Genomic DNA, 13,729 nt, shown 5'->3' with positions numbered 1-13,729 from the left:
CTCCGCAAGGGAGCCAGCTCCAGGGAGGGCCAGAAACGCACAAGGCATCCGCTGGGGATGCCTTGTGGAAAGAAAGAGGGTGACGAGCCTTGACCCCGGCACTGGCTACACAGTTAGGGCTGCTTGGTTCCCCACCTGACCCGGTTGGCCGCTTCACCATGCGGGAAGGCCCGTCGCTGTCTATTGTAGTCGATTGTGCCCCTTCAGCCTCGGCGAGTGGTCATCCGCAGCACTTCGGGGTTGACCAGATTCACCGGATTCCCGGCGATGAAGCCCAGCACGCTGTCGAATGCAGTGTTGAAATACAGCTCGTAGCTTTCTTCTTCCACATAGCCGATGTGCGGAGTGCACAGGCAGTTTTCCATGCGCAGCAGCGGCTGGCCGGGCAGCACAGGTTCGCTTTCGTAGACATCCACGGCAGCCATGCCGGGGCGCCCCCGGTTGAGGGCTGCGGTCAGGGCATTGGGCTCGATCAGTTCTGCACGGGCCGTGTTGACCAGAGTGGCCGTGGGCTTCATGCGCAGCAGATCTTCCAGCGTCACCGCTCCCGTGGTGGAGGCAGAGAGCCGTAGATGCAGCGACAGGACGTCGCTTTCGGCAAAGAACTGCTCCTTGCTCAGCGCAGGGGTGTAGCCCAGCGCCACGGCCCGCTGCCGCGCATCGTCACTGCCCCACACCAGCACCTTCATGCCAAAGGCATGGCCATAGCCGGCCACCAGCTGACCCACCTTGCCCAGACCCCAGATGCCGAGCGTCTTGCCGCGCAGCACCGAACCGATGCCGAAGTTCGGAGGCATGGAGGCCGCCTTCAGCCCCGACTGCTGCCACACCCCGTGACGCAGATTCGCCATGTACTGAGGCAGGCGGCGGCTGGCGGCCAGCACCAGGGCCCAGGTCAGTTCTGCAGTGGAATACGGCGAGCCCGTGCCGGCTGCCACGGCAATGCCGCGTTCCGTGCAGGCAGCCACATCCACATGGTCGCCGATGCGACCCGTCTGCACGATGAGCTTGAGCCGGGGCAGCTTGTCGAGCAGGGCGCGGTGCATGGGGGTACGTTCCCGGATCAGGACCACGATGTCGGCATCCTTGAGGCGCACGGACAGCTGACCGATGCCCTTGACGGAATTGGTATACACCTTGGCATTGAGCGCGTCGAGCCGACCTGCACAAGGCAGCTTGCGCACGGCGTCCTGATAGTCATCCAGAATCACGATGTTCATCCGGTCGATTGTGCATGAAGCCTTCTCGTTTCCGGGGGCAGAACGCGGACTTTGGTGAGATCGTGTAACGCATCCAGCAGACCTGCAGAGGATGCGTCTTGCCGGAGCGACAGAAGCAGCTGGAGCGCTGTCACATCCGGCGGCTGACGAGGCATGGCAGCCTTGAGGGCACAGGTGCAGTTCCCTGTGTCCAAGGGCTTTGCGCTGCGCTCACGCCATGCCGGAGCAGAGGGCTTCCTGGGCTGCCAGCCTTTCGAGTTCGGCACAGACATCGGCCAGACGACCGCTGAGTACGAGCCGTCCGCGTGCCATCCAGCGGCGTACATGCGGTGGCGTGCAGCAGGAAGAGGGCAGATCTGCCGGGCAGCTGCAGATCTGCACCGTCGCCGGTGAAGGGGCAGCCAGATTCGTCCCCTTGTCGGCCTGCACTGGGGCAGCACCATGCGCCAGCCGTGCATGGGCTGCATGGACAGAGGCGGAAAAGCCCAGGCTTTGTGCGACCCAGGACGTGGCAGAACGCTTGGACACCTGCGGCTCGGAAGATGCGGGCAGATCGGCGCGCAAAATGGCCATGGGCGAGACCGAGGGGCGCGTGCCGAGCCGCTGCAGCCGGATGGACAGGGCACGGGCATAGTCGCGGCTTCCGCCACGGGAATCGACGAGTGCAGTCAGCGGGAAATGCAGAAACATGATGTTCTCCTCTGTACAAGAGGTGCCGATATTTCTCTGCTCTGCAGGGGAGCCTGAAAGACAGGAAGTAGGCACCGGATCGGGGACCGACGGGATGCACAGGCAGGATTGGGAACATGCAGGACGATCGACTCCAGGGTTGTCCTTCGCGCCGCAGGGGCGCAACCAGCCAACGCCCGCCACCTGGAGGGACATCCGGAAATGAAACGACAGGGAAACGGGGGCACGGTCTGCCCCGAGGCCGTGCCTGCTGCGTGCGCTACATGAGCACGCTGTTGCGGATCAGTCCGACCGCAAGGCCTTCGATGGCAAAGGGTTCGCCGGGATGGACCACGATGGTGGGGTAGTCCGGGTTCTCCGGATGCAGTTCGATATGGTCGGACAGCCGTTCGTAGCGCTTGACGGTGACTTCGTCGCCCACGCGGGCCACCACGATCTGTCCGTTGCGCACGTTCTGGGTGGCCTGCACGGCCAGCAGATCCCCATCGAGAATGCCGATGTCGCGCATGGACATGCCACGCACCTTGAGCAGATAGTCGGGCCGCGAGGCAAACAGCGAGGGCGCCACATGGTAGGTGGTGTCCACATGTTCCTGCGCCAGCAGGGGAGAGCCGGCCGCCACGCGCCCGATGAGAGGCAGGGCCAGCTGGGAGAATTCGTCGAAGGTGGCCTGCAGTGCAGAACGCTCTGCCATAGCCGTCTGCTTGAGGCGGATGCCCCGGGATGTGCCGCTGACGAGCTCGATGACTCCCTTGCGCGCGAGTGCCTGCAGGTGCTCCTCGGCCGCATTGGCCGACTTGAATCCCAGCTCGGCAGCGATTTCGGCCCGGGTGGGCGGCGCGCCGGTATGGGCAATGGCGTGCTGGATCAGCTCCAGGATCTGCTGCTGCCGGGCGGTGAGCTTGACGGTGTTGTTCATGATTACACTGGCTCCTTCAAAGGACGGCGCGGGATGCGGGGCGGATACTGTTTGCATATCCAGTGACTGTATTTTTAACCAGCTTTTTGGGCTTGGCAAGCAGAGGGCGGAAAAAATGGCAACGATTGGGGTATTGGCAACAGGCGGCACCATCGCGGGAGAAGCCAGCCGGCCGGATGACGGGGTGGGCTACCGTGCCGGCCAGCGGCCGGTGACCGAGTTGCTGCGCATACCCGGCATCGAGGAAGTGCTTGATGGCGATACCCTGCAGACAGAGCAGATCGCCCAGCTCGACAGCAAGGACATGGATTACGGCACGTGGCAGGCGCTGGCCATGGCCTGCGTGCGCTGGCTGGAGAGGCCTGACGTACGGGCTGTGGTCATCACCCACGGCACGGATACGCTTGAGGAAACCGCCTACTTTCTGTGGCGCGTGCTGGGGTGCGCTCCCGGGGCGGCCGTCTGGCGCCACAAGCCCGTGGTTCTGGCCTGTGCCATGCGCCCTGCCACGGCCCGTTCACCGGACGGGCCCCAGAATCTGGCCGATGCCCTGAGTGTGGCGCGGGATCCGCAGGCACAGGGCGTGCTGGCTGTCTGTGCCGGCAAGGTATTCGATGCCCGTGATGTGCAGAAGGTCGAACCCTATCGGCTCGATGCATTCTCGGGAGGGGATGCAGGCTGTGTGGCCTATGTGGAGGAGGGCCGGCTGCGCTGGCTGCGCGCCCCACGCCCGCTGGCTGAAAGACTTCCCCTCGACCCGCAGTCGGTGGCAGGGCTGTGGCAGTGCCTGCAGCAGACGCCGCCGCGTGCATGGCCCTGGGTGGAGCTGCTGGGCAGCCATGCAGGGCAGACCGGCCGCGCGCTGCATGCACTGGTGGCAGCAGGGGTTGAGGGGGTGGTGGTGGTGGGCACGGGCAATGCCACCGTGCATCGCGCTCTGGAAGAAGTGGTCCGTGGAGCAGCAGCAAGGCAGGACACGCCCGTGATCTGGCGCACCACGCGCTGCATGCAGGGGCGGGCCGTTTCAGCCACCGTCCGGGGAGACGTGCGTGCCAGCGAGGAATCCATTCCGCTGTGTCCCGACGCCCTGCCTCCCCTCAAGGCCCGCATCGCTCTGCTGCTGGAGCTGATGGGGCGGCGCAGCGAGGTGTGAGAGCGCCGCTTTCGCAGCGATGGACGATGCAGGGTGCCGGATCAGCCTGCAACCCAGACCACGCCGGAAAACGCCAGACAGTACAGCCCGAACAGATGCCAGCGCCCGTGCTCCAGCCAGCCAGAGAGCCAGCGCAGGGCCAGCAGGCCGGCCAGAAAGCTGAGGACCATGCCCACCAGACCCGGCATCAGCAGGTGACTCAGGCCCGCTGCACTCGATGACAAGGCATGGGCGTGCACCAGCCGATAGCCTTCCTTGACGATGACCGCAGGTGTGAGAATCACTGCCAGGGCGAAGCTGAAGGCTTCTGCCACCGGGCGCGACACGCCCAGTGCCATGCTGGTGGAAATGGTGGCACCCGATCGGGAGAAGCCGCGAAACGGCAGACACAGGCCCTGTACCGCACCGGTCCACAGGGCCGCGCGCGTGGTCATCGGCTGGCCATGCTGCGTGGCCCGACGCTGGAGTCCGGAACTCACCAGAATCAGAATGCCTGCAGCGGCCAGGGCCGAGGCAATGATGATCCGGTTGCCGAAGAGCTGCTCGATCTCGAAGGAAGGTGCTCCGGCCATGAACACGTGCTTGATGATCTCCAGCAGGGTCAGGCCCACCACGCCGGTGGCAGCCGTGGCAAGCAGAAGCTGCCAGGCATTGCGCTTGAACGCCTCGGGGGACGAGAAATAGGCTTCCTGCCAGTGCCGCCAGAAATACACGATGACAGCGAACATGGTGCCCGTGTGAAGCATGACCAAGAGCATGGTCATTTCGGGGGCGGTGGGGTCAAGTCCCAGCCATTTTTCGGCCATGACGACATGGGCCGAGCTGGAGACAGGCAGCAGCTCGGCCAGTCCCTGGACCAGAGCCAGGATGAAAATGTGCAGGAGATTCATGGAAAGTGAGAGAGGGGAAAAGAGAAAAACTCTGGGAATTCATCGCCCCTGGTCCCTTTGACCGCTCCTGAAAAGCGAAAAGCCCGGCAGGGCCGGGCTCGGAAGACAGGGGTGCGGGGGGCGATGCGCGAAGGATGATAGCTCAGCCTTCGAGTGCCTGAAGCACCCGGGCGGTGATTTCATCGACCGCGCCGATGCCGCTGATGGAATGGTACCTGGGCGCCTGTTCCGGCTCCTCGACAGCCCATTGACTGTAGTAGTCGACCAGCGGACGGGTCTGCTGGCTGTACACGTCGAGGCGCTTGCGCACGGTTTCTTCCTTGTCGTCGTCGCGCTGCACCAGAGGTTCGCCGGTCACGTCGTCGACCCCTTCGACCTTGGGCGGATTGAAGGTGACGTGGTAGGTGCGTCCGCTGGCCGGATGGCTGCGGCGACCGCTCATGCGCTCGATGATGGCCTCGAAGGGAACATCGATTTCCAGCACGTGGTCGAGCTTGACGCCGGCATCCTTGAGTGCCTGGGCCTGCGGGATGGTGCGCGGAAAACCGTCGAAGAGGAAGCCATTGGCACAGTCTTCCTGGGCGATGCGATCCTTGACGAGGTTGATGATCAGGTCGTCGCTCACGAGCTGACCGGCATCCATGACCTTCTTGGCTTCCTGTCCCAGCGGGGTGCCTGCCTTGACAGCGGCGCGCAGCATGTCGCCCGTGGAAATTTGCGGAATGCCGTACTTCTGCGTGATGAACTGGGCCTGGGTGCCCTTTCCGGCGCCGGGAGCGCCAAGAAGAATCAACTTCATGAAAATTCCTTTGAACTGAAGACTAAAAACGGAAACCGGAGCTCATCGGCGGAGGGCAGGCGGGTGTCGCAGCAAGGACGGATGCTGCCTGTATTGCCGGGCATGTTCGGAGGCCAGTGCGCTGCCAGATCCCAGAGGGAGCCGGGCTGTAGACCATAGCCGCCAAGAATACCACGCTGGTTACAGTCTGCGCTGACTCTGCGCTTGCGGAAAAATTGCGCGTTTTCCCTAGGATGAAGAGGCGTTCCTGCAGGTTCCAGCGGGTGTTGCAAAGCCTGTTCGATGGGGGACTGCGGTGCGCACCCTGTGGGCAGCAGGGCGCACCGCTGTGGGACAGCGCGGGTGTGCTGAAGCTCAGCTCCATACTGCTGCACCAGCTGAAAACGAGGCGCCCCTTCGGGAGGGGCGCCAGGAACGCGGCAGCAGCCAGTCATACGGAGTGCTGCCTTGTCTCGATCGGTGACGGGAGCCGGAACCATGCGACCTGGTCGCGGCAGACCCGAGCAGAAGCATCAGCCTCCGAAGAAGCGGGAGATCCAGCCCTTGCGCTTGGCCTGTTCCTGATGGGAGTTGCGCTCGGTCATGGCCTTGACGGCAGGGACGTAGTGGTGGTCTTCCTTGAGGATGTGGTTGATGAGCCAGCGCGAGAGCAGGGCATGCAGTTCGGCGCCGACGTCTTCCCCATCCTTGAAGCGCTGGGCCAGACCAGCCACGCGCTGCACGAACATCTCGTGCACGCGCTTGTGGGCGTTGAGGAATTCGTAGCCAGCGTCCTGCATCATGACTTCCTCGAAGCCGAAATGCGAGAGGGTGTAGTCGATCACGTTGTCGATCACTTCGGCCATGGCTTCGCGGTCGTTGCGCATCTTGGCATCGTAGAGATCGTTGATGTATTCGACGATGCGGCGGTGCTGGTCGTCGATCACATCAATGCCGGTGTCGAGTTCGGGTGTCCATTCGATACGGGCCATGCCGTTTGCTCCCTGTGGTTGAGTGTGTGCAAAGGTTGCGGCATATGGGCATGCCGCACTGAAGCAGTGAATCAAAAATGTGGAAAGATTGAATCAGGATCACTTCCTGCGATTTTTGATACGCATCAAGTGAGTGTGAGTTTATAGGTTTTTTTGTAATCCATATATTTTAATAAAAATTAAAATAATGGTCGATCCATAACATTCTGAATTAATGCCTGTTTATTATCGCGGGTGAATGACAAAGGAGTGCCCCAGCGTCTGTCTGGCTCTGTAGAGAGCATTCCTTGCCAGCTCTGCAGGAGCAGATCGAACGGGCAAAAAGTGCAGGGCGTTGACGGCATGCCAGGTTCATGTGGAGTGAACCTGCGGAGTGCCGGACGCCACGGGCCGACGCCATCGAATTTCCCGGTTTTCGGGAGCCATCGAATGGGAAAGTGATTTTGTCGGGAATGCATCGGCTTTCTCATCCCCATGGTGTGCGGCCGATGGGCCGGGACGGATTTCCTCACCGTCCCGGGAAAATGCCGTGATTCAAGCCATCACAGGGCAGCCAGGGCACCCACTTCGCGCGAGGTGGCGACCTTACCTTGGGCCAGTCTTTCGCGATTGCGGTCCAGACGATCGAGGTTGTAGAGGTAATTGACCATCAGACCGTAGGACTGTTTCTCTCCCTTGGGCGAAGGGTCGGCGTCCCAGTGGATGTGCTCGACACGCGCACCGTTGCCCAGGTGAAAGCGGGCCACGGCATCGAGTGGACGCCCGTCCTTGCCGATGCCGGTGAGGTACATGGCGGCAGCCTTGCGCAGGAGCTGCTGGAGCATGTCTTCCTCATCGCGGGAGGCGTGCAGGGTCAGCAGGGCAGGCCACTGATCCTGCCAGGTATCGGCAGGAAGCTCGGGGTGCTGCTTGCGCAGCTGTTGCAGGGTCTTGGGCGTCAGGGATTGGGCCACATGCGCAGCGTTGCGGTCGAGCCACTTGCGCAGGCCTGGAATGGGGGAAAGGGTGGAGAAGCGCCTGATCTGGGGCAGCTCGTGCTGCAGGGCTTCCACGACGCGCTTGATGAGCGAATCGCCAAACCCCACACCACGCAGCCCGGTCTGGGTGTTGCTGATGGAGTAGAAGATGGCGGTGTTGGCCTTCTGCAGGTCGACGGGGCCTGCATGGATGTCGAGCAGCGGCACCATGCTGTCGGAAATGGCACGTGTGAGGGCCACCTCGACAAAGATGAGGGGCTCGTCGGGCAGGCGGGGGTGAAAGAAGGCAAAGCAGCGCCGGTCCCTGTCGAGGCGGTTCTTGGCATCTTCCCAGCTCACGATGTCGTGCACGGCCTCGTAGCGGATGAGTTTCTCGATGAGCGAGGCGGGAGAGTCCCAGCTGATGGTGCGCAGTTCCAGAAAGCCGATGTCGAACCAGCTGGTGAACAGGGCTTCGAGCTCGGCGTCGAGCGGCACAAGGGTCGGTTCGCGCCGGAGTGCAGCCAGCACCTCGGTGCGCAGGTCGAGCAGGAAGCGCATGCCGTCCCGGGAGGCCGCTATGCGCTGGAGCAGCCGGGTGCGGGGGGAATGAAAGGCTTTGCGCAGACGGATTTCGGCCTGTGCTTCCTCGGGGGTGCCGAGAGCGGCATCGTAGGCTTCTCTGGCCTGGCGGACCTGCTGGGGGTCGGGGGCGAATTGCTCGGTCATCAGCCGCCAGGCATCTGCACGCGCTTCGGGACTGGCCTGGTGGTACCAGGAGACAAAGGGGTCCGCCTTGCGGACGCCCTCGACTTCACTGACCCGTGTGTCGACGATGGCCTGCAGATCGGTCAGCACCTTGCGCAGGCTGCGCGGGGTGAGCGCTTCGGGGTCTTGCCGCAGGTAGCTGTCGAGACGCTCCTGTGTGGAGCGGGAAGGCACGGTAGTGTCCGGGACGGAAGGATCGAGCCGACGCGCATTGACGAGCCCTGCCATGCCGATCGAGGACAGTGCCGATGGGAGCAGACGTTCGAGCTGCTTGCCGAGGGATGTGCCGGAAGGACGGTCGGTGGTGGGGGCCATGAGGTGCTCTCCTTGTGTCTGACGGGCCGAGGACGGGGCCGGAACCCTGGGCACGGTGTCTCGCGGGGATGCACCGCACGGTTTTTATAGCCTACTCCGATTTCCTCAATCTGACAGGGGGTGGGGCGAAGGCTGCAGACGGAAGTGCACAGGACACGGAAGCGCAGCAGGAGGCTTCATGGCGGTGGACAGGGCCCCGGTGTGTCCTGCAAGATCAGGAGGGCCGCCGGTGGAACACCAGATCCCATACCCCGTGGCCCAGCCGCAGACCGCGCTTCTCGAACTTGGTCAGCGGGCGGTAGTGCGGCTTGTCGGCGTAGCCATCGGGATGGGGGCTGGTATTGGCGAGCAGGGGCTCTGCGGAGAGAACTTCGAGCATCTGCTCGGCGTAGGGTTGCCAGTCGGTGGCGCAGTGCAGGTAACCACCGGGGGCGAGCCGTTGCGCGAGCTTGTGCACGAGCGGTGGCTGGATGAGCCGGCGCTTGTGGTGGCGGGTCTTGTGCCACGGATCCGGAAAGAAGATGTGCACGCCGTGCAGGCTGCCGGGGGGCAGCATGTGGTCGAGGACTTCGACGGCATCGTGCGGGCAGATCCGGATATTGGTGAGGTTCTGTTCTCCGATGCGCTTGAGCAGGGCACCGATGCCGGGCTCGTGGACTTCGCAGCACAGGAAGTTGATGTCGGGCAGCGTGCCGGCGATGTGTGCGGTGGCTTCACCCATGCCGAATCCGATTTCGAGCACCAGGGGGGCCGACCGACCGAAGGCAGCCGGTGCATCGAAGGGGGTGGGGGCATAGGGCACCAGATAGGTCTCTCCCCACTGGGCATAGGCCTTGGCCTGCCCGGTGGTGACACGTCCTGCGCGTCGCACGAAGGTGCGGATGGCACGCGGATGGGCCACATCGGCAGGAGCGGCCCCCGCTGCAGGAGAAGAGGAGGAGGAGGGGGGGACCTGGGAGTCGGGAGAGGTCTGGCTGTCGGACATGGCGAGGATGCAGAGTGGGAGGGAGCGCGCGAGGGCACGCGCCGCCGATCGGGGCGATCAGCGATTGTAGCGAGCGGCCCATGCCTGCACCCAGGTGGCCTGGGCATCGGGCAGGGCGGTGCCTTCGGGGACGGGGGGCAGGCCGAGGCGCTGGGCAGCCTGCTGCAGGTTGTGCAGCATCTGCCGGGCATCGCCTTCGGGCAGGGGCTGGGCCTGGTTCTGCTTGGAGAGTTTTTCGCCGTTGGCTCCGAGCACGAGCGGCGTGTGCAGATAGCGGGGGCGAGGAAACCCGAGCGCCTGCTGGAGCACGATCTGCCGGGCCGTATTGTCCGCGAGGTCTTCTCCTCGGACCACATCCGTGATGCCTTGTGCAGCATCATCTACCACGACGGCGAGCTGATAGGCCCACAGACCGTCCGCACGGCGCAGCACGAAGTCGCCCACGGCGGTTTGCACGCACTGGCTCTGTGGACCCAGCCGACGGTCCGTCCAGCAGGTGGCAGGAAGGGAGACCGAAGGTGTGTCGGGACGTGTTTGCTGCACGGCTGCGACATGCAGTCGCCAGGCGCGGGCCGGGCGACCATGCAGTCCTGCAGGTGGTCGGCAGGTTCCGGGATAGACGAGCTCCGCGCCCCGCTGCGGAGCCTGGCCGAGCGCGATCAGCCGTGTCAGGATGTCCTTGCGCGAGCAGGCACAGGGGTAGACCCATTTCCGGGCCACCAGCCTGTCGAGTGCAGCCTGATAGGCATCTCCCCTATGGGACTGCACCCAGGGCTCGGCATCGGGAATCAGATGGTGGCGGACGAGCTGGCGCAGGATTTCGGCATGCGCGGCGGGACTGCAGCGCGGGGTGTCCACGTCCTCGATGCGGACCAGCCAGCGTCCGCCGTGCGCGCGCGCATCGAGCCAGCTGGCCAGGGCCGCCACCAATGAGCCCGCATGCAGGGATCCGGTGGGGGAGGGGGCAAAGCGACCGATGTACATGGCATTGGAAAGTGTACGGTACGCGCAGTCCTGCGCGAAGGAGCAGGGGAGCCTGGCCTTGGGGCTCAGAGCGGGGCGTGACGCCCCATCAGCAGGGCCTCGCGCGTCACGGCACTGTCGAGCTGCTGCAGCCACCAGCGCAGCGCCCGCCCTGGTTCGCCATGGGGATCGTGCCAAGCATAGTGGCTGGTGAAATGGGTGCTGCGCAGCGGCTGGGCGAGCGTTTTGCGCACCAGCCTGCCGGTCTGCAGGTAGGGCATGGCCATGGTGTTGGGCACATGCCCCACGCCGATGCCGCGAATCTGGGCCGCGATCTTGGTGGCCATGTCCGGCACGGTGAGGACATCCTGTCCACTCAGCAGTCCCACGCTGCGGCCGCTGCCGCGCTGGACGCTGTCGGCCACCGCCACGGTCCGGTAGGGCAGCAGGTCCTCGGGGGTCAGGGGCCGATCGACGGCGGCCAGCGGGTGGTGGGGAGCCACGGCATAGATGAATTCGATGGCTCCGAGCGGGCGATGAAGAATGTGCGGCGTGTTCCAGTCCGCATCGAGCAGCACCCCCAGGGCCAGATCGGCCTGGCCGCTGGTGAGGGCTTCGAGCGTGCCCGTCATGACTTCCTCCCGAATCTTGAGGCGGGTGGGAGCCCTCAGTGTGTAGAACGACTCGCAGAGCTCCAGCACCGTGGGCATGTCCAGCAGGTTCTCGATCACGACAGTGAGCTGGGGTTCCCATCCCGTGGCCACGCGCTGCACGCGGTGGGCAATGGTGTCCATGTCCGCGAGGATGCGCGATCCTTCGCGGATGAGCTCCAGGGCCGCCGGGGTGGGATGGGCCTGCCGGCGGCTGCGGTCGAAGAGAAGCACGTCCAGCGCCTCCTCCATCGCACGGATGCGGTAGGTGAGCGCGCTCGGCACCAGCCCCAGCTCACGGGCGGCCGCTGCAAAACTGCCCAGGCGGGCCGCCGTCTGCAGCATGTGCAGATTGGTGGGGGTGATGATGTCGCGGATAGCGGTCTTGGACATGTCTGTTCGAATTTATTGAATGAAAAATACGATTTTGATGTATTTCTGGGGAGGCCTGGGCCGATACAGTTGTCTTCAACGAAACAGCTTATGCCGCTTCCGCTTCCTGTCACTCCCCTTCCGGGATGGCAGGACGCCACCAGGACTCCAGGACGCTTCACCATGATCATCATCCGACGCGCTGCGCAGCGAGGCCATGCCCACCATGGCTGGCTCGATACCCGGCATGTCTTTTCGTTTGCCGACTACTACGACCCCGAGTGGATGGGGTGGGGCAATCTGCGCGTCATCAACGAAGACCGCATCGCTCCCCGCACCGGTTTTGGGCGCCACGGTCACCGCGACATGGAAATCCTGAGCTATGTGCTCGAAGGAGCCCTGTCACACCAGGACAGCATGGGCAACGGCACTACCATCGTTCCCGGACAGATCCAGCGCATGACGGCAGGAACGGGGGTGCTGCACAGCGAGCAGAACGCAGATGCAGCGGCCAGCACGCATTTTCTGCAGATATGGCTGCTGCCCGATGCCTTGGGCCTGACGCCCGGCTACGCGCAGCAGGAAACAGGCATTGCCGCTGATTCCGGCCACCTGCGTCTGCTGGCTGCCCCCGTCGCGCAAGCCCCTGCAGGAGTGCTCCCCCTGCACGCAGATGCCCGCCTGTATGCGGGCCTTCTGGATGCCGATGCCCAGGCACAGGTTTCGCTCGCGCAAGGTCGCAAGGCCTGTGTGTTCGTGGCCCGCGGGCAGATCGAGATCGATGGTCAACCTCTGCAGGCGGGAGATACCGCCCTGCTGGAGCAGGAACCGGAGGTCCTCCTCTCCCATGGCCATCAGGCCGAAGTGCTCGTGTTCGATCTGGCTGCGCAATAGGAGACCTGAGCGATACCCGCCTCCATTTTTTCGTTTTCTTTTTATCTTGCCCTTCACTTTCAGGAAAATTTCATGTCTTCTACCCTGACCCCTTCAGCTTCTTCTTCTGGCAATGCCTCTGCTGCACTGGCCCTGGCGGGTCGCCTGCTCATGGCCTATCTGTTCCTTCCCGCCGGCATCAGCAAGGTGCTCGGTTTTGCCGGCACCGTCGGCTACATTGCCTCCGCTGGTCTTCCGGTACCGCAGCTGGCAGCCCTGGTGGCGCTGGTGGTGGAAATCGGCGGCGGCCTTGCCCTGATCCTGGGCTATCGCGTGCGCATCGCAGCCATCGTGCTGGCGTTCTTCACCCTCGTGGCCAGCTACTTCTTCCACGCCTATTGGGCCGCCCCTGAGGCTGCCAAGATGGTGATCACCCTGCTGTTCAACAAGAACATCGCCGTGGCAGGTGGGCTGCTGATCCTGGCAGGCATGGGAGCCGGTGCCTGGAGCCTGGACGCCCGCCGCAGCACTACCACCCGTTGATTTTTTCCGCGCATGCAGGGTCTTTGGCCCTGCATGCATCATGTGCCATCGTTCTTTTGTGTTTTTTTCGAGGAGCTCACCATGTCGAATGTTCGTACTGTCGTCGTTTATCACTCTGGCTACGGCCACACCCAGCGTCTGGCCCAGGCCGTGGCCCAGGGAGCCGAAGCCGAACTGATCGCCATCGACGCCGAAGGCAATCTGCCCGAAGGCGCATGGGACACCCTGGCTGCTGCCGATGCCATCATCTTCGGCACGCCGACCTACATGGGTGGCCCCAGCTGGCAGTTCAAGAAGTTCGCAGATGCCACCTCCAAGGCCTGGTTCACCCGTCAGTGGCAGGACAAGGTGTTTGGTGGCTTCACCAACAGCGCCAGCCTCAATGGCGACAAGCAAAGCACTCTGTCCTACCTCACCACGCTGGCCTGCCAGCATGGCGGCCTGTGGGTCAGCCTGGGTCTGCTGCCGGCCAACACCAAGGCCGCATCCCGCAACGACATCAACAACCTCGGTGGTTCTGTCGGTCTGCTCGGCCAGACTCCCTCGGATGCCAGCGTGACCGAAATGCTGCAGGGCGACCTGGATACCGCCGCAGCCTACGGCAAGCGCATCACGGAAATGGCAGCCCGTCTGTCGAAGCAGGCCTGATGTGAACCGGTTGC

At 63.8% G+C, this 13,729-nt stretch carries 14 protein-coding genes and 1 other RNA gene; 4 read left to right on the top strand and 11 right to left on the bottom strand.

Translation table 11 applies throughout. From position 1 onward, the window contains the following. Positions 1 to 78: 78 nt before the first annotated feature. From ffs to lexA, 4 genes are all read right to left on the bottom strand, one after another. An RNA gene (gene ffs, locus ACE3P9_RS01350) (signal recognition particle sRNA small type) lies at positions 79 to 175 on the bottom strand. Between the two features lie 28 nt (positions 176 to 203). Then, positions 204 to 1,220: a D-2-hydroxyacid dehydrogenase family protein gene (locus ACE3P9_RS01345; RefSeq protein ID WP_374491187.1), complete on the bottom strand. Its 1,017-nt coding sequence runs from the start codon at positions 1,218 to 1,220 to the stop codon at positions 204 to 206. A 210-nt stretch (positions 1,221 to 1,430) separates the two neighbouring features. Next, the gene (locus ACE3P9_RS01340; RefSeq protein ID WP_374491185.1) at positions 1,431 to 1,910 is read right to left on the bottom strand and encodes a hypothetical protein; all 480 of its coding nucleotides are present in this window, start codon (positions 1,908 to 1,910) and stop codon (positions 1,431 to 1,433) included. Between the two features lie 259 nt (positions 1,911 to 2,169). After that, the gene (lexA, locus tag ACE3P9_RS01335) at positions 2,170 to 2,829 is read right to left on the bottom strand and encodes a transcriptional repressor LexA (RefSeq protein WP_374491183.1); all 660 of its coding nucleotides are present in this window, start codon (positions 2,827 to 2,829) and stop codon (positions 2,170 to 2,172) included. 115 nt (positions 2,830 to 2,944) lie between these two features. On the opposite strand from lexA, the gene ACE3P9_RS01330 reads away from it, so the two are divergent. After that, entirely contained in the window at positions 2,945 to 3,982 is a 1,038-nt protein-coding gene (locus ACE3P9_RS01330) for an asparaginase domain-containing protein (protein ID WP_374491181.1), read from the top strand. A 41-nt stretch (positions 3,983 to 4,023) separates the two neighbouring features. Here ACE3P9_RS01330 and ACE3P9_RS01325 read toward each other — a convergent pair whose 3' ends face one another. The 7 genes from ACE3P9_RS01325 to ACE3P9_RS01295 all read right to left on the bottom strand — a co-directional run bounded on the left by ACE3P9_RS01325 (position 4,024) and on the right by ACE3P9_RS01295 (position 11,672). Next, a complete protein-coding gene (locus ACE3P9_RS01325) occupies positions 4,024 to 4,872 on the bottom strand; it encodes an undecaprenyl-diphosphate phosphatase (RefSeq protein ID WP_374491179.1) in 849 nt (282 codons plus the stop codon). Positions 4,873 to 5,014: 142 nt separating this feature from the next. Continuing rightward, positions 5,015 to 5,671 (bottom strand): adenylate kinase, encoded by a 657-nt coding sequence (gene adk / locus ACE3P9_RS01320; protein WP_374491177.1) that lies wholly within the window; start codon positions 5,669 to 5,671, stop codon positions 5,015 to 5,017. Between the two features lie 512 nt (positions 5,672 to 6,183). Continuing rightward, positions 6,184 to 6,642, bottom strand: coding sequence for a bacteriohemerythrin (locus ACE3P9_RS01315; RefSeq protein WP_374491175.1), 459 nt, complete (start codon positions 6,640 to 6,642; stop codon positions 6,184 to 6,186). A gap of 542 nt (positions 6,643 to 7,184) precedes the next feature. Then, the gene (locus tag ACE3P9_RS01310; protein WP_374491173.1) at positions 7,185 to 8,681 is read right to left on the bottom strand and encodes a malonyl-CoA decarboxylase; all 1,497 of its coding nucleotides are present in this window, start codon (positions 8,679 to 8,681) and stop codon (positions 7,185 to 7,187) included. A 214-nt stretch (positions 8,682 to 8,895) separates the two neighbouring features. Next, on the bottom strand, positions 8,896 to 9,666 hold the full coding sequence (gene trmB, locus ACE3P9_RS01305) for a tRNA (guanosine(46)-N7)-methyltransferase TrmB (RefSeq protein WP_374491171.1): 771 nt from the start codon (positions 9,664 to 9,666) through the stop codon (positions 8,896 to 8,898). Positions 9,667 to 9,723: 57 nt separating this feature from the next. Beyond that, positions 9,724 to 10,650 carry a tRNA glutamyl-Q(34) synthetase GluQRS gene (gene gluQRS, locus ACE3P9_RS01300; RefSeq protein ID WP_374491169.1) on the bottom strand — a complete coding sequence of 309 codons (927 nt, stop codon included), beginning with the start codon at positions 10,648 to 10,650 and terminating at the stop codon, positions 9,724 to 9,726. A gap of 65 nt (positions 10,651 to 10,715) precedes the next feature. Continuing rightward, a complete protein-coding gene (locus tag ACE3P9_RS01295; protein WP_374491166.1) occupies positions 10,716 to 11,672 on the bottom strand; it encodes a LysR family transcriptional regulator in 957 nt (318 codons plus the stop codon). 162 nt (positions 11,673 to 11,834) lie between these two features. On the opposite strand from ACE3P9_RS01295, the gene ACE3P9_RS01290 reads away from it, so the two are divergent. The 3 genes from ACE3P9_RS01290 to ACE3P9_RS01280 all read left to right on the top strand — a co-directional run bounded on the left by ACE3P9_RS01290 (position 11,835) and on the right by ACE3P9_RS01280 (position 13,715). Then, a complete protein-coding gene (locus ACE3P9_RS01290) occupies positions 11,835 to 12,545 on the top strand; it encodes a pirin family protein (RefSeq protein WP_374491164.1) in 711 nt (236 codons plus the stop codon). A gap of 72 nt (positions 12,546 to 12,617) precedes the next feature. Then, complete coding sequence (locus tag ACE3P9_RS01285; RefSeq protein WP_374491162.1) at positions 12,618 to 13,067, top strand: DoxX family protein; 450 nt, start codon at positions 12,618 to 12,620, stop codon at positions 13,065 to 13,067. 81 nt (positions 13,068 to 13,148) lie between these two features. Further along, positions 13,149 to 13,715 (top strand): flavodoxin family protein, encoded by a 567-nt coding sequence (locus ACE3P9_RS01280; protein WP_374491160.1) that lies wholly within the window; start codon positions 13,149 to 13,151, stop codon positions 13,713 to 13,715. The last annotated feature ends 14 nt before the right edge of the window (positions 13,716 to 13,729 follow it).

This window comes from Allobrachymonas sp., from assembly GCF_041912815.1.
Taxonomy (GTDB): Bacteria; Pseudomonadota; Gammaproteobacteria; order Burkholderiales; family Burkholderiaceae_C; genus Brachymonas.
This window is presented reverse-complemented; position numbering and strand designations above follow the sequence as displayed.

What these genes read in the sequence shown, in the direction of transcription:
- ACE3P9_RS01295 (WP_374491166.1), bottom strand. Translation starts at nt 11,672, where the DNA reads ATGTCCAAGACCGCTATCCGCGACATCATCACCCCCACCAATCTGCAC.
- trmB (WP_374491171.1), bottom strand. Translation starts at nt 9,666, where the DNA reads ATGTCCGACAGCCAGACCTCTCCCGACTCCCAGGTCCCCCCCTCCTCC.
- ACE3P9_RS01310 (WP_374491173.1), bottom strand. Translation starts at nt 8,681, where the DNA reads ATGGCCCCCACCACCGACCGTCCTTCCGGCACATCCCTCGGCAAGCAG.
- gluQRS (WP_374491169.1), bottom strand. Translation starts at nt 10,650, where the DNA reads ATGTACATCGGTCGCTTTGCCCCCTCCCCCACCGGATCCCTGCATGCG.
- adk (WP_374491177.1), bottom strand. Translation starts at nt 5,671, where the DNA reads ATGAAGTTGATTCTTCTTGGCGCTCCCGGCGCCGGAAAGGGCACCCAG.
- ACE3P9_RS01340 (WP_374491185.1), bottom strand. Translation starts at nt 1,910, where the DNA reads ATGTTTCTGCATTTCCCGCTGACTGCACTCGTCGATTCCCGTGGCGGA.
- ACE3P9_RS01285 (WP_374491162.1), top strand. Translation starts at nt 12,618, where the DNA reads ATGTCTTCTACCCTGACCCCTTCAGCTTCTTCTTCTGGCAATGCCTCT.
- ACE3P9_RS01290 (WP_374491164.1), top strand. Translation starts at nt 11,835, where the DNA reads ATGATCATCATCCGACGCGCTGCGCAGCGAGGCCATGCCCACCATGGC.
- ACE3P9_RS01330 (WP_374491181.1), top strand. Translation starts at nt 2,945, where the DNA reads ATGGCAACGATTGGGGTATTGGCAACAGGCGGCACCATCGCGGGAGAA.
- ACE3P9_RS01280 (WP_374491160.1), top strand. Translation starts at nt 13,149, where the DNA reads ATGTCGAATGTTCGTACTGTCGTCGTTTATCACTCTGGCTACGGCCAC.
- ACE3P9_RS01315 (WP_374491175.1), bottom strand. Translation starts at nt 6,642, where the DNA reads ATGGCCCGTATCGAATGGACACCCGAACTCGACACCGGCATTGATGTG.
- lexA (WP_374491183.1), bottom strand. Translation starts at nt 2,829, where the DNA reads ATGAACAACACCGTCAAGCTCACCGCCCGGCAGCAGCAGATCCTGGAG.
- ACE3P9_RS01345 (WP_374491187.1), bottom strand. Translation starts at nt 1,220, where the DNA reads ATGAACATCGTGATTCTGGATGACTATCAGGACGCCGTGCGCAAGCTG.
- ACE3P9_RS01325 (WP_374491179.1), bottom strand. Translation starts at nt 4,872, where the DNA reads ATGAATCTCCTGCACATTTTCATCCTGGCTCTGGTCCAGGGACTGGCC.